The organism is Streptomyces sp. TAA486 (assembly GCF_000426165.1).
Window position 1 is genome coordinate 127,427 of sequence record NZ_AUEV01000015.1, and the last position, 20,383, is coordinate 147,809.

General features: G+C 70.4%; 14 protein-coding genes and 2 pseudogenes. 10 read left to right on the forward strand and 6 right to left on the reverse strand.

The genetic code is table 11. From position 1 onward, the window contains the following. Positions 1-253: 253 nt before the first annotated feature. The 3 genes from I004_RS0120695 to I004_RS0120705 form a co-directional block, all read right to left on the reverse strand. On the reverse strand, positions 254-2,860 hold the full coding sequence (locus I004_RS0120695; RefSeq protein WP_028437072.1) for an SUKH-4 family immunity protein: 2,607 nt from the start codon (positions 2,858-2,860) through the stop codon (positions 254-256). Positions 2,861-2,893: 33 nt separating this feature from the next. After that, positions 2,894-3,904: an SMI1/KNR4 family protein gene (locus I004_RS0120700; protein ID WP_028437073.1), complete on the reverse strand. Its 1,011-nt coding sequence runs from the start codon at positions 3,902-3,904 to the stop codon at positions 2,894-2,896. A 181-nt stretch (positions 3,905-4,085) separates the two neighbouring features. Continuing rightward, complete coding sequence (locus tag I004_RS0120705) at positions 4,086-4,865, reverse strand: hypothetical protein (RefSeq protein ID WP_028437074.1); 780 nt, start codon at positions 4,863-4,865, stop codon at positions 4,086-4,088. A gap of 300 nt (positions 4,866-5,165) precedes the next feature. Here I004_RS0120705 and I004_RS35110 point away from each other — a divergent pair, with 300 nt between their 5' ends. Then, positions 5,166-5,801 (forward strand): YwqJ-related putative deaminase, encoded by a 636-nt coding sequence (locus I004_RS35110; RefSeq protein ID WP_078511525.1) that lies wholly within the window; start codon positions 5,166-5,168, stop codon positions 5,799-5,801. Next, positions 5,726-6,292: pseudogene (locus I004_RS35115) on the forward strand (SUKH-3 domain-containing protein); the annotation flags it as partial. The gene I004_RS35110 and the pseudogene I004_RS35115, both read left to right, overlap by 76 nt. A 304-nt stretch (positions 6,293-6,596) precedes the next feature. On the opposite strand, the gene I004_RS0120725 reads toward I004_RS35115, so the two are convergent. Then, the gene (locus tag I004_RS0120725) at positions 6,597-8,084 is read right to left on the reverse strand and encodes a histidine kinase (protein ID WP_078511526.1); all 1,488 of its coding nucleotides are present in this window, start codon (positions 8,082-8,084) and stop codon (positions 6,597-6,599) included. Positions 8,085-8,712: 628 nt separating this feature from the next. Between I004_RS0120725 and glmU the strand changes: the two genes are divergently transcribed. From glmU to I004_RS0120755, 6 genes are all read left to right on the forward strand, one after another. After that, entirely contained in the window at positions 8,713-10,215 is a 1,503-nt protein-coding gene (gene glmU / locus I004_RS35120; RefSeq protein ID WP_078511529.1) for a bifunctional UDP-N-acetylglucosamine diphosphorylase/glucosamine-1-phosphate N-acetyltransferase GlmU, read from the forward strand. Positions 10,216-10,311: 96 nt separating this feature from the next. Further along, entirely contained in the window at positions 10,312-11,289 is a 978-nt protein-coding gene (locus I004_RS0120735) for a ribose-phosphate diphosphokinase (protein WP_028437076.1), read from the forward strand. 297 nt (positions 11,290-11,586) lie between these two features. Further along, on the forward strand, positions 11,587-12,195 hold the full coding sequence (locus I004_RS0120740; RefSeq protein ID WP_028437077.1) for a 50S ribosomal protein L25/general stress protein Ctc: 609 nt from the start codon (positions 11,587-11,589) through the stop codon (positions 12,193-12,195). Between the two features lie 140 nt (positions 12,196-12,335). Next, on the forward strand, positions 12,336-12,983 hold the full coding sequence (gene pth / locus I004_RS0120745; RefSeq protein WP_078511531.1) for an aminoacyl-tRNA hydrolase: 648 nt from the start codon (positions 12,336-12,338) through the stop codon (positions 12,981-12,983). A gap of 65 nt (positions 12,984-13,048) precedes the next feature. Then, positions 13,049-13,549, forward strand: a complete 501-nt coding sequence (locus I004_RS0120750) for a GNAT family N-acetyltransferase (RefSeq protein ID WP_486580148.1) — start codon at positions 13,049-13,051, stop codon at positions 13,547-13,549. A 138-nt stretch (positions 13,550-13,687) separates the two neighbouring features. Beyond that, positions 13,688-14,224 carry a hypothetical protein gene (locus I004_RS0120755; protein ID WP_037977115.1) on the forward strand — a complete coding sequence of 179 codons (537 nt, stop codon included), beginning with the start codon at positions 13,688-13,690 and terminating at the stop codon, positions 14,222-14,224. 194 nt (positions 14,225-14,418) lie between these two features. On the opposite strand, the gene ppc is transcribed toward I004_RS0120755, so the two are convergent. Next, a complete protein-coding gene (gene ppc / locus I004_RS0120760; protein ID WP_028437081.1) occupies positions 14,419-17,223 on the reverse strand; it encodes a phosphoenolpyruvate carboxylase in 2,805 nt (934 codons plus the stop codon). A gap of 264 nt (positions 17,224-17,487) precedes the next feature. Here ppc and I004_RS0120765 point away from each other — a divergent pair, with 264 nt between their 5' ends. Beyond that, positions 17,488-18,495: a fatty acid desaturase gene (locus I004_RS0120765; protein ID WP_028437082.1), complete on the forward strand. Its 1,008-nt coding sequence runs from the start codon at positions 17,488-17,490 to the stop codon at positions 18,493-18,495. Beyond that, positions 18,492-19,187, forward strand: a complete 696-nt coding sequence (locus I004_RS0120770; RefSeq protein ID WP_106965400.1) for a TetR/AcrR family transcriptional regulator — start codon at positions 18,492-18,494, stop codon at positions 19,185-19,187. The genes I004_RS0120765 and I004_RS0120770 overlap by 4 nt, the downstream gene beginning before the upstream one ends. A gap of 162 nt (positions 19,188-19,349) precedes the next feature. Here the strand turns inward: I004_RS0120770 and pip are convergent. Next, positions 19,350-20,321, reverse strand: a pseudogene (pip, locus tag I004_RS35125) (prolyl aminopeptidase). Positions 20,322-20,383: the final 62 nt, after the last annotated feature.

The window sequence follows — 20,383 nt, forward strand, 5'->3', positions numbered from 1 at the left end:
ACTCGGAGTGGGCACAGGGCACGCCCCTGCAGTGCGGAATCGTGCGCGGCACCAGCGGCGATGCCCGCACAGCACGAATCCCGCCGCCCGTCACCTCACGGACGGTGCGGACCATCCGTGCGAGTGACGGGCGACGGGACCTGATGCCGCCGCGAAGAGTGAACGGAGCGGGTGTGCGGGTGTGTTGAGCCCGGCTGCCGTGCGTTGCGCGTGTACGTGCCAGGGCGGGCCGGGACGAGCGGGCGGAACGCGCCTAGAAGAGCCCGTCCCACATCTGCTCCAGCAGCACCGCCCACCAGTTCTCCGGGGTGGAGAAGGCGGCCGGGTCCAGCGCGGCGAGCTGCGCCTGGAAGTCGACGGTCCACCGCCCCGCCTGCTCCTGTGTGAGCCCGTACCGCAGCGGCCACATCCGGCCGAGCAGCGCGAGCGCCCGCACGAACTCGGGAAGCCCGGTGTTGACGAACTGCGGCTGCGCGGGCTGCCCTTCGGGGCCGCCCTCCAGCGGCACCGCCACGATGTTCGCGGTGCCGTACTGCACGCACATCTGCTTGCCGAAGTCGTTGCCCATGACCAGGTACGAACCGGCGTCGGAACCGGGCTGCACGCCCCGCTCCTGCGCCAGCTCGGCCAGCGTCGGCACCGGGCGGCCCGGCTGGGTCTGGCCCCAGAAGAACGGACCGACGTCCACCGGCAGACCGGCCCACACGAGCGTCTGCCCCACGATGTCCGGCACGCCCTGCCGCGAGACGGCGTGCTGATCGAAGCGGAAGACGGCCTGCGGCCCGAACGCCTGCAGCAGCTCCTGCCCTATCGCGTCCGGCGGCAGAGGCGGCACGGGCGGGATCTGGTGCTGCGGCGGCAGCGGCACACGGAACGGCGCGGGGCGCGCCGGCCCGTCCGCGACCTGGTGCAACTCGCCCTGGTGCTCCAGGAGATGACGCATCCCCTGCTGACGTGACGCGTGGTCACGTCCGTACGGCGCCGTGTGCGTCACACGGACCTGCGGCCACGTCTCGCGGATCATGCGGGCGCAGTAGCCGCCCGGCAGCTCACAGGACTCCAACTCGGTGTGCAGCTCCACCACTTGCTGGGGCGGCACGTTCATGTTGTGCAGCTCGTGCAGGATCTGCCACTCCGGATGCGGGGTGCCGGGCGCGGAGCGCCTGATCAGCTGCTGCTCGGAGCCGTCCGGTGCGCGGTAGCGGAGCACGGCCATGTAGCCGGGGCCGACCGTGGGGAGGCCGGTGGGCTGCTGCTGTTGCGGATAGCCGTACGCGGGCGGCGGGGCGGCACCGGGCATGCCTGGCGCCGCGGGCTGCCCGGGAACGCCCGGCGGAGGCCCGGCGGGCGGCCCCTGCTGCGGGAACCCGTAGCCCTGCGGTGGAGCTCCCGGAGCCGCGGGCACGGGCGGAGGCGCTGAAGGCGGCGGGGACGGCGGTCCGGGAGGCGGAGGCGTGCCGGGACCGCCCTGCGAGGGGCCCGCAAGCATCGTCGCCGCATGGTGCACGTCACCTCCGCCGGTGCCCTCGCCGGTCCCGCCCGTACCCGCGGGCTGTCCGGGAGCGGCGGGCGGAGGCGGAGGAGTACCGGGAGCGCCGGGAGGCGGAGGAGTACCGGGGCCGCCCTGCGAGGGGCCCGCGAGCACCGTCGCCGCATGGTGCACGCCGCCCCCGGGCCCCGTCCCGTCGCCGGGGCCCGAACCGGGAGCGCTGCCGCCGCTGTCCCGCAGCTGCGCCACCTCGTCGGCGGAGACCATCTGCGTCGGTACGTAGCCCGCGCCTGAGGATCCCGGTGCGTCGCCGCCCGCGCCGGGCGGCCTCGCTCCTGGTGTGCCGGGCGCTCCGGGTGGCGGCGGCACGGACGGGCCGCTCCCTCGCGAAGGTCTTGACGGCTCCGATCCGCGCGCCGCCTTGCCCGTTTCCGCGTCGGCGCTGCCCGAGGCACCGATCGCACCGGGAGGACCGGGCGGCGGCGGAGGGGCACCTATTCCACCGGAGCCGCCGTGCGACGGGCCCGCGAGCATTGTCGCCGCATGGTGCACGTCACCTCCGCCGCCGGAGCCCGCGTCGCCGCCGGGACCCGAACCGGGCGGCGGTGGCGGTGCGTTGGGCGGAAGGGGCGGCGGCGGAGGCACCGTCGGCCCATGGGCCTGACCGGGAACCTGGCCCTGCGCCTGCCCCTGTACGTGCCCCTGCTGGTCCGTGCCGTCCACCGCCGGTGAGACAGCCGTCCTCGGAAGAGGGGTGCCCTCGGGCATCATCTCCGTCTTGGCGTCCGCGGAGGCCCCGCCGTCGGCGAGGGGCGGAGCGAAGACGGTGGCGGGCGGCAGCTGTGCCTCCCCGCCGCCAGAACTGCTCGTGTCCGCCGCGTCCCACGGGCTGACGCCCGCAGCGGACGCACTCGCGTCAGCACCGGCGCTGCTCGCGCCCGCGCCGGATCCCGTTCCGGCGCCCGCGCCCGTGCCGACGCCCCGCCGGTCCGGGATGCCCATCTCGTCGGCGGCCTGCTGAAGCCAGTCCGGCGGCGTCAGCAGAAAGGACGTCGCCTCCAGATCCAGACGCTGCGGAGGGGACGCGCCGCCCGGAGGGGTGGCCGCCACGGCGGGCGATCCGTACTCCTCCTCGTAGCGGCGGATGACCTCACCCACCGGCAGCCCCGGCCACAGCGTCGTCTCCCCGCTGTCCCGCGCTATCACCAGCCGCGCACGGGTCACGTCGTCCCCGGACCCGGCGGTGGGCTCCGCCCACGCCACGAAGCCCAGGTCGAACTCCCGCACCCGCACCTCGCGGTGCCGGTCGTCGGGCACATCGCCGTTGACCCAGCGCTCCGCGCGCTCCTGAGCCTGTGCGAAGGTCACCATCGCGCGCTCACTCCCCAACTCTCAACGAGGCCCTCACACCTGGACCGCACGTGCGAAGCCGCCGTCCACCATCAGGTTCGCGACGGTCTCCAACTCCGGCGGACTGCCCGCGAGCCGCAGCAGGAACTCGTCGAAGTCGGCGCCGCACGGCCGCAGAAGCCGCTCCGTACGCGCCTGCACATCGAGTCCGTCCTGGTCACGCGCATCGTCGAAGGCGCAGAACCACACCGAACCGACGGCCTCACCCTTGACCTTCACGGCGATCAGACCGCCCTGCACGAAACCCACCCCGAGGAAGTCCTTGGTGAAGTGGTCGCGCAGACACTTGTTGATGTACACGAGGTCGTTGACCGCCGCGTCCTCCCGCACCGTGAAGAACGGCTGGTCGACCAGCAGTCCCAACTCGGCGTCCAACCCGACCCCGCGCGGCGCGCAGCCGCCCGCCGCCTTCAGGAACGCGCGGTACGCGCCGGGAAGTTGGTACCCCAGCCGCTCCTCCGCCTCCAGCACCTGCGACTCGGTCACCGCGACCGAATGCGGCACCTCGAAGTGCACCGGCCGGGTGTCCCGCAACGGTCGCGTCCCGCTCTTTGCGTGGTCCACGTTGGCGGTCGCCAGCCCCCCGTGATGCCGCAGCAGCACCTTCACCTCGACGGGGACCAGCTCCATGCGACGGCCGTACGCGACGTGATGCCACGTCCAGCCGTGCGGAGTCGCCACCGGCGACAGATCCGCCCACAGTTCGTGACCCGAGGCGTGCAGCGCGGCGTTGGCCGACACGTAGTCCGTGAGCCGCAGCTCGTCACCGCCGAAGCCCTCCGGAGGCTCCGCGATCTCGGCGGCGGCACGCGCGTACGCGGAGAAGACCGGCAGACCGTTCTCGTCGACCTGGACCCCTGCCGGATGCCGGGCGGCCCGCACCGGATCGGGAAAGTTCACGACCTGGCCGGCGTAGGCCCGGTTCGGCGCTGCGGCGCTCCCCCCGGGGGAGCCAGGGGGATGAACCTGGGGGCGTGCACCCGCCCCGAGCCGACCTGTCGTCATCGCGGAAGCCCCCTGCTGCACATCTGGCTGACGTGGGACAGCCTATGCGGTACGCCAACTGCGGGGCACCGCCCGCCTTCGCGGACGATCACAACGTCCCCGCGCGCCGAGCGGCGCGGGCCCATCGGCCCACGGAGCGTGCGGTGCCGGCGCGCCGGTCCGCCCGTCCCGCCCCGGTCGCCTACTTCTCGCCCGCCTTCGTCAACTTCTCGTGCTGCTTCTCCACGAGCGATTCGGCGACGGCCTGCGGCTCACCCGACAGCGAGACCGACATGAACGACGCCGTGTTGCCGCCCGCACGGACGATGGTGAAAACCGTCGGAGAGTCCTTCCCCTTCGCGTCCTCCATCGTGAACCGGACCGAATCGTCACCGACGCCCACCGCCTCGCCACGCTTGATCCGCAGCTGCGTCTTCTCGCCCGTGCCGATCTTCCCCGCGAACGAATCGCACCTGCCCAGGGCCTTCTTCAGGTCCCCGAGCCACTTCACGGCCCCGCCGTCGCCGTACGAGGAGAGCAGCACCTGCTGAACCGCGCCGCCCGTACTGAGTGAACCTTTCATCAGCACACCGCTGGCGTACGCCTTGCGCTCACGCTCCGGCTCGGAATCCACCACATCGGTGATCGGGGAGCACCTCGGGTCGTCCGACTCGATCGTGCCCTGACCGGCCAGCGCGTCCTCCTTGTTGCGCTGCGCCCGATAGCCCTTCACATCACCGGACTTGAGCAGCGCATCGTTCAACTGCTTCTTGTCCAGCGGCGGCACACCGCCCCCGGAGTCACCGCTGCCCTCGCCCTCGTCCTTGGCTCCCTCGCCGTCCGAGCCACCGGACTTCTGGCCCTGGCCATCGGCCTTCTTCCCGGCGCCCCCACCGTCGTCACCGTCGCCGCTGCAGGCCGCAGCCGTCACAACAAGCACCGGGACAACCACCGCCACCCCCAGCGCACGGCGGACACGCACACCGAGGTGACTACCCCTGCGACCACACGTGCGACTGTGTCGGTCACCATCACTGCGACAACGAAGGGAGGTGCGGCCCATCGCGGAACTCCTGCCTCGAAAAGACGATGTACGCCAGATGCTGGCCCCCACTGTCCCGCCCCACCACCCCTTTACTCAGCCCACTTCGGAAACCGGCGCATTCCCCTGACATGCCCACTGGCATGATCGGCTCACCCCCCACACTGCATACTTGGCCCGGCACACAGCACACACCACGACACAAACGGCAGAAGGGTCCGTGCGGGGAGGAACCACCACATGAACACCGCGTCGCTGAATTCCCCGGCGTCCACACCAGCCACACCGGCCGCACCGGCAACGGCCGCCACCGGAGCGGCCACGCCCGCCAGGCCCACCGCACCGGCCACGAACCGAACCGCCGACGACCCCCGCGTGGGCTGGAACGCCACACCCGACGACACCACACCCCCGCTCCACGAACGCCGCGACGGCATCCTCCCCGCCGTCGCCGCCGCCCTCTCCGTACGCGGCCGCACTCTCACCTCCACAGGCAACAAGGGCGACCAGCCCCCCGCACCACACCCCCTCGTGCAGGACTTCCTCGACACCCTCGCCACCGAGAACCGCGCACGTCACACCGGCCGCTGCCCCGAAACCGTCCTGCTCTCCCGTTACCTCACGGCCACCGAGCACGCCCGCGCGGTCAAACGCGGCAACCGCCGCACAGGCAGCGCCAAGCTCCGGCCCCTCACCCACAGCGAGGCCAAGCGGGCCCTGAAGAACGCCAAACTCACCGCCCGCCACATCCGCGAACACGGCGACCCCCTGCACGGCCACTACGCACCTCCCTGCCGGGCATGCGGCGCACTCCTCACCCACTTCGGGGTACGCCCCGTCGACCCCGGAACCGCCGGCGAAAAGGCACCCCGGTGAACCGGCCCCCGCACCAGCGCACATCCACAACGCGCTTCCCCGTCGCCGTCGACGACGCACTGCGCAACGCGGGCTGGCAACCCGGACGATGGGACATGCGCCAGGCCGAGGAATGGGCCGACGCCCTCCGCGGCCACATCTCACCCGGCGGACACCGTCACGCCGTCTTCCCCGCCGCCGTCGAAGTCTGGGCCGAATTCGGCAACCTGCCCATCGACCCCACAGGCCCCGGCCGCAACATCGCCCCCGCGAGCCTGCACATCGACCCCATGCACGCCGTCCACGCCGCACGCACCCTCGCCGACCTCGGCCGCGCCCTGCACACCCAGATCTGCCCGCTGGGCACCGACGGAGCCGACGCCGCACTCCTCGCCATCGACACCGAAGCGCGCGTCTACAGCCTCGACCACACCGGCGACTGGTACCTCGGCCGCGACTTCGACACCGCACTCGCCGCGCTGCTCACCGGCACGCGACCCGAACGCCTCACCAGACCGCTCGACGCCGCGGCCCGTACGGGCACGACGACAGGCGCCGGCAGCGGCTCCCGTTCCGTGCCCGTCTCGTATTCCGACCCGGGCACGGAACCGGATTCGGACACGGACCGGGACCCGGACTGGGAGACGGAATCGGACTCGGTGTGGGGCCCGGCCCCCGGGTCGGACTCGGCGCGGATCTCCGGCACCGTCCACACCGCCCGTCCACCCGGACCCCGCCGTCCCCCCGACTCCGCACACCCCGCCGGAGCCGGCTGACGGGAACCCGGCACACCGCCGCCGCCCGCACAGCGGACCCCTACCGAGGACCCGCCCCGCCCGGCCCCGCGACCTGCGACCTCCCGGCCGGGATCACCGCCGACACCCGGAAACCCCCCACATCCGTCGGCCCCGACACGAACCCCCCGCCGAGCGCCGTCACCCGCTCCTTCATCCCCACAAGCCCGTTGCCGCCGCTCGGCAGCTCCGCACCGGCCGCGCCGTCCCCGTCCGCCGGCCGCTCGTTCTCCACCTGAACCGCGACCTCACCCTCGCGATGCGCCAGCCGCACCCTCGTGCGGGCACCCGGCGCATGCTTGTGCACGTTCGTCAGCGCCTCCTGGACCACGCGGAACGCCGTCTGCTCCACGCCCGCCCCATAGCCACGCGAGGAACCGTCCACCGAGAAATCGACAGCCATGCCTGTCTCCCGCGACTGCCCCACCAGGGCGTCCAGCTCCGACAGATACGGGCCCTCACACCAGCCCTGCTCCTCCGCCGCGGCATCCCCCGATCCGGAACGAGACCGCGCGCCCGCGGGGGCGCCCGCACCACCGGGGCCGTCGCCCGACGCCTGCCGCGGCACACCCTCACGCCGACGGCCGGACGCGCCGTCCTTCGCCGAACCCGCGGCCGCCGCCGCGAACTCCGCCAGCCGCACCGACGCACCCCCGGAACCGGCGACCTGCGCACCCGCCTCCTGCGAACGCTCCGTCGACCGCAGCACGCCCAGCATCGTCCGCAACTCCGTCAGCGCCTGCCGGCCCATGTCGCCCACCAGCGCGGCGTTCTTCGACGCCTTCTCCGGATCCTTCAGCGCCACCGCCTGCAAAGCCGCCGCATGCACCACCATCAGGCTCACCCTGTGCGCCACCACGTCGTGCATCTCCCGGGCGATCCGCGTGCGCTCCTCGCTGCGCGCCCACTCCGCGCGCTCCTCCGCCCGGTCCGCCAGCAGTGCCAACTCCCGCTCCAGACCGTCCGCACGCTCCCGCAGCGACTCCACCAGACGACGGCGCGCGCCCACGTACAGGCCCATCAGCACCGGCGGCGCCGTCAGCCCGATCGCCACCACGACGGACATCAGGGGAATGAACCACGCCGGAGGATCGAACCCGGCGTCCCGGCCGATGCTCTGGTGCATCCGCACGACCGTGATGATCACGGCGGCGGCCGCCTGCATCCCCGTGAGCAGCACCGTGATCCGGCGCGGCACGTCCGCGGCGACCGCGAGGCTGTAGAGCCCGACGAAGCCGAGCAGATAGCCCATCTCCGCCGGCGTCAGCGCGACGGCCACCAGCACCACAGCGATCGGCCAGCGCCTCCGGAGCACCAGCGTCGAGCCCGTCACCAGTCCCAGCACCACGCCGGAGGCCGCGGGCAACCCGGCCTCACCTGCGAAATCGACGCCCTGGACCGCGCACTCCACGGCGGACACCAGGCCGAGAGTGATGTCCAGCACGGCGCTCCGCCGGCGCCTCCACCACCATGGCCCGCCGACGGTCCGCCTCTCCCCCGTCTCGGTCATACCGACCAGCGTACGACCGGGTGCCAACGAGTTTTCCGGCTCGTGAAGGAACCGACGATTCCGTAGCCGGACCCGAATGTTCCGGTTAACAGCAACCACCGCCCCGACCCGCAACGGAAACGAGCGTTCCCTACTCGAACTGGTGAATAGTCCATCATTCCGGCGCACTCCGCCACGGTCCCGGCGGAAGCTTCCGTCATGGTGCAGGCGAAGACCGAACTGAAGGCCCGCGCACGGGAACTGCGCCGCGCGGGCAGGACGTACGACGAGATCGTGGCGGAGCTGGGGGTGTCGAAGAGCTCGGTGTCGCTGTGGGTGCGGGATCCGCCCAGACCCCGAACCTCGCCGGAGCGGATGCATGCGATGCACGGCGCTGAGCGAACCGTCCTGACTTCCAGGTGTCGGGTAAGGTCTGACGCGGCGATCCCCTGTGGTGTAACCAGGCAGCACCCCAAATTTTGGTTTTGGTAGTCAAGGTTCGAATCCTTGCAGGGGAGCTCAAAGTTCGAATGCCGGGCCCGGTCTCTCCGAGGTCAGGGCCCGCTCTCGTGTCCGGATCCGGAACCCCTCGCAACCCACCGGTATCCTGCGGGTGTTCCCCCTGACCCCGTAGCCGAAGGGCACACCCGTGAGCGCCAACCGCCCGGCAGCCGTCGTCGTACTCGCAGCAGGTGAGGGCACCCGAATGAAGTCGGCGACGCCCAAGGTCCTGCACGAGATCTGCGGCCGTTCCCTTCTCGGCCATGTCGTCGCCGCTTCCCGCAGCCTCTCTCCCGAGTACCTCGTCGTGGTCGTCGGCCATGCCCGTGAGCAGGTCACCGAGCATCTCGCCGAGATCGACGCCGAGGTGCGCACCGCGGTGCAGCACGAGCAGAACGGCACCGGCCACGCGGTGCGCATGGCCCTCGAGGAGCTTTCGGGCAGCGGCGTGGTCCTGGACGGCACGGTTGTCGTGACCTGCGGGGACACCCCGCTGCTGACCGGGGAGACGCTGCAGTCCCTGGCCGACACACATTCCGCGGACGGCAACGCGGTCACCGTCCTGACGGCCGAGGTGCCGGACTCGACGGGTTACGGACGCATCGTGCGCGATCCGGACAGCGGCGCGGTGACGGCGATCGTCGAGCACAAGGACGCGACGCCGGAGCAGCTGGCGATCACGGAGATCAACTCGGGTGTGTTCGCCTTCGACGCGCAGCTGCTGACGGACGCGCTGGGGAAGGTGCGTACGGACAACAGCCAGGGCGAGGAGTACCTGACGGATGTGCTCGGCATTCTGCGCAGCGCGGGGCACCGTGTGGGCGCGTCGGTGGCGGGCGAGCACCGGGAGATCCTCGGGATCAACAACCGTGTGCAGCTTTCCGAGGCGCGTCGGCTGCTGAACGGCCGTCTGCTGGAGCGGGCGATGCTCGCGGGTGTGACGGTGGTGGATCCGGTGTCGACATGGATCGATGTGTCGGTGTCGTACGAGCAGGACGTGACAGTGCTGCCCGGCACGCAGTTGACGGGTTCCACGCACTTGGCGGCGGGCTGCGAGGTGGGCCCGAATTCCCAGTTGGCGGACACGGCCGTGGGGGCGGGTGCGTCGGTGAACAACACGGTGGCGTCGGGTGCGGAGATCGGGGACGGCGCGAAAGTCGGTCCGTTCACGTATTTGCGGCCGGGTACGAAGCTTGGAGTGAAGGCGAAGGCCGGCGGTTTCGTGGAGCTCAAGAACGCGAAGATCGGCGAGGGTTCGAAGGTTCCGCATCTTTCGTATGTGGGTGACGCCTCGGTGGGCGATCACACCAACATCGGTGCGGCGACGGTGTTCGTGAATTACGACGGCGAGAACAAGCACCGCACGTCGATCGGTTCACACTGCAAGACGGGTGCGGACAACATGTTTGTGGCGCCTGTCACTGTCGGGGACGGTGCTTATACGGCGGCGGGTTCGGTGATCACGAAGGATGTGCCTCCGGGTTCGCTCGCTGTGGCGCGTGGCCAACAGCGCAATATTGAGGGCTGGGTGGCGCGTAAGAGGCCCGGAAGTGCGGCGGCCCAGGCGGCCGAGAGCGCCGCGCAGGGTGGTGCCGGGGCTGTGGGCGGCGCGGCGGATCCGCAGGGCGCGCAGGGCCCGCAGGGTGGCTGACGAGCGGGTACGGCTCCTGCCGGGTACGCGGGGCCGTGGGCCGGGGCGTACGGTTAGGAGGCACGCACGCCCCGCGGAACTCAAGGAGACGGTGCAGTGACCGGGATCAAGACGACCGGCGAGAAGAAGTTGATGCTCTTCTCCGGCCGCGCCCACCCCGAGCTTGCGGAGGAGGTCGCGGATCAGCTGGGTATCGGTGTGGTCCCGACCAAGACTTTCGACTTCGCGAACGGCGAGATCTACGTCCGCTTCCGGGAGTCCGCGCGTGGCGCCGACTGCTTTCTGATGCAGAGCCACACGGCCCCGATCAACAAGTCGATCATGGAACAGCTGATCATGATCGATGCTTTGAAGCGTGCTTCGGCCCGCAGCATCACGGTGATCGTGCCGTTCTACGGCTATGCGCGTCAGGACAAGAAGCACCGTGGGCGGGAGCCCATTTCGGCACGTCTGATGGCGGATCTGCTGCAGACCGCGGGTGCGGACCGGATTCTCACGGTGGATCTGCACACGGATCAGATTCAGGGTTTCTTCGACGGTCCGGTGGATCACCTTTTCGCGTTGCCGATTCTCGCCGACTACGTGGGCGAGCAGGTGGACCGGAACAAGCTGACGGTCGTCTCCCCGGACGCGGGGCGTGTGCGGGTGGCGGACCGGTGGGCGGACCGGCTGGGTGCGCCGCTGGCGATCGTGCACAAGCGCCGTGACCCGGAGGTCGCGAATCAGGTGACGGTGCACGAGGTGGTCGGTGACGTCGAGGGCCGTGTGTGTGTCCTGGTGGACGACATGATCGACACGGGTGGCACGATCTGCGCCGCGGCGGACGCGCTGTTCGCGAACGGTGCGGAGGATGTCATCGTCACGGCGACGCACGGTGTGCTGTCGGGGCCCGCGGCCGACCGGCTGAAGAATTCGAAGGTGAGTCAGTTCATCTTCACGAACACGCTGCCGACGCCGGGTGAGCAGGATCTGGACAAGATCACGGTGCTGTCGATGGCGCCGACGATCGCTCGCGCGGTGCGTGAGGTCTTCGAGGACGGCTCGGTGACGAGCCTCTTCGACGAACAGGCGTGAGAGGGCGGCCCGGGCGCTTCTGCCCGGGCCGCTGCTTCCGTCTTGGACGGGGTCGGGATCGTGATCGATTTCCGCACGGCCTTCTTCGCCGCGTAGACTCCTGATGTCGCTCGGCGAGGGAGGCCGTGTTCGTGCGCTGGTCGTACGGCCCGGCTCATCCGTTATCGACGCGCGCTCTTCGCCAGGGTCCCCACGGCGGTCTCCGCCGGGGCCGGCTCTGCGGCGTGGCCGGTCTGTCGTGGACGGACCGAGTGACACCCCAGATGCGGGATCCGTTTCGAATGCGAGGAGCGCAGCATGGCTGACGTCAATCTTTCCGCGAGTATCCGTTCCGAGTTCGGCAAGGGCGCTGCTCGTCGTCTGCGCCGCGAGGAGAGGATTCCCGCGGTGATCTACGGTCACGGCGAGGACCCGGTCCACGTGACGCTGCCCAGCTACGACATGATGATGGCGCTGAAGACGCCGAACGTCCTGATCCACCTGGACGTCGAGGGCAAGAAGCAGCTGGTGATCCCGAAGGCCGTGCAGCGTGAGGCGATCCGCGGCTTCCTGGTCCACGCCGACCTTCTGATCGTCCGCAAGGGCGAGAAGGTCAACGTGGACGTCCCGATCCACGTCGAGGGTGAGCTGGCTCCCGGGCAGAACCTGCTGGAGCACGTGCTGATGGCGCTGCCGGTCGAGGCGGAGGCCACGCACATTCCGGAGTCGGTCACGGTGTCCGTCGAGGGTCTGGACGCGGGTGACTCGGTCACCGCCGGGCAGATCAAGCTGCCGAAGGGCACCTCGCTGGCCGTCGAAGAGGACGACGTCGTGATCCAGGTGCTGGCGGCTCAGGCCGAGGAGCCGGAGCCCGAGGAGGAGACCGAGGCCGTGGAGGAGGCCCCGAGCGAGGTCGCTCCTGAGTGATCCGGTCCTCCGGGTCTTGATCTCCGGCTGCCGCCGCGTTCCCTGGCCGCTCGGGCCGGGTGGAGCGCGGCGGCGGTCGTTCCGCTGCCGGTGGCCGCCGGCGCAGTTCGCCGTTCGCCGATCTTTGAAGGACCGTTCTGATGAGGACTGTTGCCGGTACGGGTGATGCCAGTGGTGCTGGTGGGGCCAGTGGTTCGGGCGGCCCGTCGGGGCCGTGGCTGGTCGTGGGCCTGGGCAATCCGGGTCCGGGTTACGCGGGCAACCGGCACAACATCGGGTTCGCCGTGACGGATCTGCTGGCGTCCCGTATCGGGGGGAAGTTCAAGGCGCACAAGTCGCGTTCGCGGGTGCTGGAGGGCCGGTTCGGGGCGCCGGGTTCGGCCTCGGGCTGCCGTGTGGTGGTCGCTCAGCCGATGTCGTACATGAATCTCTCGGGTGGTCCGGTCACGGCGCTGCGGGACTTCTACAAGGTGCCGGTGGAGCGGATGGTGGTGGTCCACGACGAGTTGGACATCGACTTCGGGGTGCTGCGGCTGAAGAAGGGCGGCGGCGACAACGGTCACAACGGGCTGAAGTCTCTGACGAAGTCGATGGGGCCGGGGTATTTCCGTGTTCGGTTCGGTGTGGGCCGGCCGCCGGGGCGGATGCCGGTCGCGGACTATGTGCTGAAGGACTTCTCCGCGCCGGAGCGCAAGGATCTGGACTACTTCACCGACCGGGCCGCGGATGCGGTGGAGTCGCTGGTGCTGGACGGCTTGGAGCGGGCGCAGAGCACGTACAACTCGTAGCGCGCCGGCGGGCGGGGAGTTCGCGGCCACGGCCCGGTGTCGGACCCTGCCGTTACGGTCGTCGCATGAATGATCCGATGGTGGACCCGTCCTCGCCCTCGGTGGTCGACAACGGTGAACTGGTTGATCCCCTCGGGGTGCCACGTCCGGAGATCTTCATCACCGATGCTCCGGACGCGGGTGACGTCTCGCTGATCTCGGATTCGCTGGACGCTTTCAACGTGCGGGAGACGGAGATCGACGACCGCCGCCCGCTCGCCGTCCTCGTCCGCGAACCGGGAACGGGCCGTGTGGTGGGAGGTCTGACGGGCCGCACCTCGTTGGGCCTGCTGTTCGTGGATCTGTTTCATCTGCCGCCCGAGCTCCGTGGGTTCGGGACGGGCAGCGAGGTCCTGCGCCTCGCCGAGGCCGAGGGCCGCAGACGTGGTTGCCGCAGCGCCGTGCTCTACACGATCAGCTTTCAGGCGCCCGGCTTCTACGAGAGGCATGGCTGGCGTGTGTTCGGTGACATCCCCTGTGATCCCCCTGGCACGAGCAGAGTGTTCATGACCAAGGATCTGAAGTGACCTGAGCCGCGGCCTCTGTTGCCCACGCCGTCACCGGCATGCCGGGGCGAGCCGGGGTGGAGGGCGCAATCGTCCGAATACTGCCCAAGCGGGATGCGGAGGTTGACCCTCCGGGCGGTTTGCCCAAGGATCTCGGCCATGTCCTCCTCCTCGACGACTTCCTCGACGGGCACCGTCCGGGTCAAACGCAGCCGCACTCGCCGCGCCGGGGAGAGCATGTTCGGGATGCTGCTGCTGACGCGCAACATCGTGCTGATCCTGGGTTCGCTGCTGCTGCTCGTCGCTGGAGGGTGGACGTCGTGGCAGACGGCGGGGCCCGCGCTGACGAGCGACGTCCGGGGCACGGTGCGGATTGCGAAGTGCACCGAGGAGGAATGCGCCGGAACGTTCTTCTCCACCGGCAGGGACGGTTCGCAGACGCAGAAGGTGACGATCGCCGAGTCCGCGTCGGGCAAGGTCGGTGAGCGGCTCCAGGTGGCGTTGCGCCCGGGCACGAAGGAGGTCGTGCGCACGGGCCCCTCGGGTGCCCTCTACGGTGCGGTGCCGTTCGGGGGTTCGTTCGTGCTGGCCGGGCTGGTCTTCGCGATGGGCATGCGGATGAAGCGGACGGGGCTGGTGCTGGGGCTGCTCGGCGTCGGGGTGATGGGGGCGTCCTGGGCGGTGCTGACGTTCTGAGGCGCGTTCCGGGCGGGGACCGGGCATGACCCATGTGACCGTCCCCGGTCTTCGAGCACATCACTGCGCCTCCGCCCGCGCCCTGCCCCGCCCCATGACTCAGGTTGAGACTGCGCGGCGCCGCCGCGGCGGGTGAATCTCCCGCTGCGGCGGCGCCGTTCGCGTCGCGTCCGTGAGTCCGTGCGTCCGTGCCGTCAGCCGGTGTTGCGCAGCCCCGCGGCGACTCCGTTGACGGTCAGCAGCAGCGCCCGCCCGAGCATCTGGTCGGGCTCCTCATCGCGCGCGGCGGCTGCGCGCTGCCGGTGCAGCAGCGTCACCTGAAGGTAGGAGAGCGGGTCGAGGTAGGCGTCGCGGATGGCGAACGTCTGCTTCAGCACGGGGCTCGCGTCGAGCAGTTCGCGTTCCCCGGTGATGCTCAGCACTTCCCGCACCGTGAGGTCGTGTTCGGCCCGGATGGTCTCGAAGACGTGCTTGAGCTCCTCGGGCACGAGGGTGTCGACGTAGTGCTGTGCGATGCGCAGGTCGGTCTTGGCGAGCGTCATCTCGACGTTGGCGAGGAAGTTCTGGAAGAAGTGCCAGTGCTCCTGGGCCTCTTGGAGCACGCCGTCGAGTCCTGCCTCGCGTGCCGCCTTCAGTCCCGTGCCGACGCCGAACCAGCCGGGCACGATCTGCCGCGACTGGGTCCAGCCGAACACCCAGGGGATGGCGCGCAGTCCGTCGAGGCCGGCGCCGCTGTCGGGACGCCGTGAGGGCCGCGAGCCGAGGTGCAGTTCGGCGAGCTGGTCGACGGGTGTGGAGGCGAAGAAGTAGGCGGGCAGGTCCGGGTCCTCCACCAGCTTCCGGTAGGCGCCGTGCGCTGCGTCGGAGACGGTGTCCATGGCGGCGTCCCAGCGGGCGAGCGCCTCGTCGGACTGGCGGGGCGCGGTGTGCAGCGCGGACGCCTGCAGGGTGGCGGCGACGGTCAGTTCGAGGTTCTCCCTCGCGAGCGACGGCACCAGGTACTTGTCGGAGATGACCTCGCCCTGCTCGGTGACCTTGATCTCACCCTCGAGGGTGCCCCAGGGCTGGGCGAGGATCGCGTCGTGCGTGGGGCCGCCGCCGCGGCCGACGGTTCCGCCGCGGCCGTGGAAGAGCCGCAGCCGCACGCCGTGCCGGTGCGCGACGTCGCGGAGACGCCGCTGTGCGCGGTGGATCTCCCACTGCGAGGTGGTGATGCCGCCGAACTTGGAGGAGTCGGAGTAGCCGAGCATGACCTCCTGCAGGTCGCCTCGGAGGGAGACGAGCTTGCGGTAGGAGGGGTCGGAGAGCATCGCGTCGAGGAGCTCGTCGGCGATTTTCAGCTCGTCGGTGGTCTCCAGCAGCGGGACGATGCCGATGCGGGCCCAGCCGGCGTGCAGGTCGATCAGCCCGGCCTCGCGGGCGAGCACGGCGGCGGCGAAGACGTCGTCGGCTCCCTGGCACATGGAGATGATGTAGGACTCGATGACTTCGGGCCCGAAGGTCTCCAGTGCCTTGCGGACGGTCGTGAAGACGCCCAGGGTCTTCGCCCCGGCAGCGTCCAGCGGTGCCGGCGAGGGCGAGAGGGGGCGGCGGGAGCGCAGCTCCTTGGCCAGGAGGCGCTGCCGGTAGTCGCGGGGCATGTCGATGTAGCGCCAGGACTCCTCGCCGAGCCGGTCGAAGAGCTGGCCGAGAGCGTGGTGGTGGGCGTCGGCGTGCTCCCGTACGTCCATGGTGGCCAGCTGCAGCCCGAACGCGGCGATGGTGCGCAGCACCCGCTCCAGGCGACCGTCGGCGACGAGTTCGCCGCGGTGTGCGCGCAGCGACCTCTGCAGCAGCATCAGGTCGTCGACGAGTTCGGTGGTGCCGAGGTAGTCGCGCCCGGCGACGTGGGGTGCGCCGGCGGCGAGCCGGTCGCGGGTGTTGAGGAGCTTCTGCCTGATGCAAGTGGCCTTGAGGCGGTACGGCTCCTCGGCGTTGAGCCGCTTGTAGCGGGGGCTGATCTCGGGCAGCCGGTCCAGGTCGCGGCTGAGGGAGTCGAGGAGTTCCTCGGTGGCGCCGCTGTTGCGGATGGAGTTCGACAGGGCGCCGCGGAGGTCGTCGATCTGTTCGAGGGCGTCGGTGATGCCGTGTTCGTGCTGAAGCAGCAGCACTTCCCAGGTCACGTCGGGGGTGACGTTGGGGTTGCCGTCGCGGTCGCCGCCGATCCAGGTACCGAAGGTCAGGGGGCGGGTGCCGGTGGGCAGGGGTGCTCCGGCCCGCTCGAGTTCGGCGGCGAGGTCCTCCAGCACGTCGCCGACGGCGCCGTGGTGCAGTTCGTCCAGGTAGTAGACGGCGTTGCGGGCCTCGTCGGCGGGTTCGGGGCGTGCGACGCGCAGCTCGTCCGTCTGCCAGACGAGGTCGACGTTCTCGGCGAGGCGCAGGTCGGTGCGGCTGCTGTCGTCGTGGTCGGGGTGTTCCAGCAGTTCGGCGATCTTGCGGAGCTTGGTGAGGACGGAGCGGCGCGCGGCCTCGGTGGGGTGCGCGGTGAAGACGGGCCGGACGCCGAGGTTGCGCACGGTCTGCGCGAGGTGGGCGGGGTCGGCGTCCTTGAGCATGTCGGCGGTGCGGGAGAGATTGCCGCCTTCGGTGGCGCGACGGGCGCGCAGTTCCCGGCCGCGGTGGACCTGCTCGGTGACGTTGGCCAGGTGGAAGTACGTGGAGAAGGCCCGTACGAGCTTGGTGGCGGTCTCCAGGTCGGTCCTGCCGAGGAGGGCGGCGGCGGCCTCGCCGTCGCTGCGTGTCAGCGCCCGTACGCGTTCGACCAGATCGAGCAGTTCCGCGCCCTCCTGGCGCACGAGGGTCTCGCCCAGAAGGTCTCCGAGGCGGCGGATGTCGGCGCGCAGCGCGCTGTTGGCCTCGGTCTCGGCGGCTGTATCGGAGACGGGGCCGTTGCCCGCCGCGGACCCGGCTCCGCCCTGCTGGTGGCGGGTCTCGGCACGGCTCACTTCGGCACTGCTCACAGGTGGGGCTCCTTGCAGCATTTGCTTCGGGCAGGTCACGGACCGCGCTGTCCGACGCTCCCCAGGATATGCGGGGCGTCCTTACGCCCCTGGTGCCGTCCGATGGGTGAGCACGGTCTCGTCTCCCCATGCCCCCGCTTGCTACGCCTGTGAGGGCTGCCATACTTACGAAGCCGTAGGTTACGGTTCCGTAGGACTTGCGTGGGCACAAGACGCAACAGTGCACGACGCAGAAGCCCCTTACCGCTCTGACAAGGGACATCTATGACCACCAGCCCCCCGGACGTACTCGACAGCTCCCCCGACGCCCAGAACGAAACCGCCTCCGAAGTCCAGGAATCCCCCGTCGCATTCGCGACGCTCGGCAGTGAGAAGCGCGGCTCGGTGGAGCAGATCGCGCTGCTGGCCTTCATCGTCGTTCCCTTCATCGCCCTGCTCGCAGCCGTGCCGCTGATGTGGGGCTGGGGTGTGAGCTGGCTGGACCTCGGCCTGCTCACGGCGATGTACTTCATCGGCTGCCACGGCATCACGATCGGCTTCCACCGCTACTTCACGCACGGCTCCTTCAAGGCGAAGCGTCCGCTTCGCATCGCGCTCGCGGTCCTCGGCTCCCTGGCCGTGGAAGGGCCCGTGGTGCGCTGGGTCGCCGACCACCGCAAGCACCACAAGTTCTCCGACGCCGAGGGCGACCCGCATTCGCCATGGCGCTACGGCGAGACCGTCCCCGCCCTGATGAAGGGCCTGTGGTGGGCGCACGTCGGCTGGATGTTCGACGAGGAGCAGACCTCGCAGCAGAAGTACGCACCCGATCTGATCAAGGACCCGGCGATCCGGGCCGTCTCGCGGCAGTTCGTGCTGTGGACGACGACCTCGCTGCTGCTTCCGGCCGTCATCGGCGGCCTGGTGACGATGTCCTGGCAGGGTGCGCTGACGGCGTTCTTCTGGGGCTCGCTGGTGCGTGTGGCGCTGCTGCACCACGTCACCTGGTCCATCAACTCCATCTGCCACGCGGTGGGCAAGCGGCCCTTCAAGTCCCGCGACAAGTCCGGCAACGTGTGGTGGCTGGCGATCCTGTCCTGCGGTGAGTCGTGGCACAACCTGCACCACGCGGACCCGACGAGCGCCCGTCACGGTGTGGAGAAGGGTCAGCTCGACTCGAGTGCGCGCATCATCCGCTGGCTGGAGCTGGCGGGCTGGGCGTACGACGTGCGCTGGCCGGTCCGCTCCCGTATCGACTCCCGCCGCAAGGAGCCGTCCCGCCAAGCGGCATGATGGAGCCTGTGCCGACCGATGACAGCTCCGCCGATGCGCCGCGAGCGACCAGGGCCGCCAAGAAGGAGAAGCGCGCCGCGCGTCGCAGGATGAGCGGCAAGGAGCGCCGCGAACAACTCCTCGACATCGGACGTGCCCTCTTCGCCGAACGTGGCTTCGAGGGCACGTCCGTGGAGGAGATCGCGGCCAAGGCGGGCGTCTCCAAGCCCGTGGTGTACGAGCATTTCGGCGGCAAGGAAGGTCTCTACGCCGTCGTCATCGACCGCGAGATGCGGCAGCTCCTGGACATGGTCACGGGTGCCCTCACAGGGGGGCACCCGAGGGAGCTGCTGGAGCAGGCGGCGTTCGCGCTGCTGGACTACATCGACGTCTACACGGACGGCTTCCGCATCCTCGTCCGCGATTCGCCCGTCGCTCAGTCGACGGGCAATTTCGCGTCGCTGATCAGCGACATCGCCACACAGGTCGAGGACATCCTGGGCCGCGAGTTCAAGTCCCGCGGCTTCGACCCGAAGCTCTCGCCGCTGTACGCGCAGGCCCTGGTCGGGATGGTCGCGCTGACGGGGCAGTGGTGGCTGAACGTCCGCAAGCCGAAGAAGGCCGAGGTCGCCGCGCACCTGGTGAACCTGGCCTGGCACGGCTTGGACGGACTCGAGGCGAAGCCGCGTCTCATAGGTCACAGACGCAGCTGACCGAGGACTTCCCGCTCGGGATGGTCGACGCCTCCGTCATCGCTTGCGCTGAACGCCTCGGAGCCGTCGAAGTCGCCACGGTCGACCGCAAGACTTCGCCGCCGTCCGGCGGCGGCATGTCCCGAGCTTCACGCTGCGTCCTTGACGCTCACGGCGACGGGATCAGGTCGCGGCGAACTCGTCGAGGGCGGTGCGGATCTCGCCGCTCATCGCGTCGCTGCCCATATGTCCGGCGTCCTCCACGACGACGAGGCGGGAGCCGGGCCAGGCGCGCGCCAGTTCCCACGCGGTGCCGAGGGGCCCGGCCAGGTCGAAGCGCCCGTGGATGAGCACGCCGGGTATCCCGGCAAGACGCCCCCGCGTCGCGTATCAGCTGCCCTTCCTCCAGCCAGGCGCCGTGCGAGAAGTAGTGAGCGGCGATGCGGACGAGGGCGTGCCGGGCTGCGGCCGGACGATCCCCGTACGTCTTCGAGGGCGCGCTCGGGGACGACTCCATCGACAGGACCGTGTCCTCCCAGTCGCACCACTCGTCGGCGGCCGCGGCGCGGATCGCGGGGTCCGGGTGCTCCATGCGCCGCGCGTACGCCGCGAGGACGCCGGGAAGGGCGGCATCGGGGTCGGCCTCCGGCACCGCCTCGCGGAAGCGGTGCCACTCCTCCGGGAAGAACCGGCCGGCACCGCGGTAGAGCCAGTCGATCTCGGAACGCCGGGTGGTGGTGACGGCGGGAATGACGATCTCGGAGACCCGGTCCGGGTGCTGCTGGGCGTAAGCCAGGATCAGGGTGGAACCCCAGGAACCTCCGAGGAGCAACCACCGCTGGATCCGCAGATGTTGACGCAGCACTTCCATGTCGGCGATGAGATGGCCGGTGGTGTTGCTGCTCAGGTCCGCCGACGGATCGGCGGCGTGCGGGGTGCTGCGCCCGCATCCGCGCTGGTCGAAGAGGACGACCTTGTAGCGGCCGGGGTCGAAGCGGCGCCGCACGAGCGTGCCGCATCCCGACCCGGGGCCTCCGTGCACGACGAGTGCGGGCTTGCCGGGTTTCCGCACACCTCCCAGTGGATGCGGTGGCCGTCGCCGACGTCGAGCATGCCCTCGTCGTAGGGCTCGACGGGTGGGTGGAGTGCGGACATCGCAGGTCGCCCTTTCCGGTCGCGGAAGGATCGCACGATGCCGGACCGGCGAGGCCGCGGCA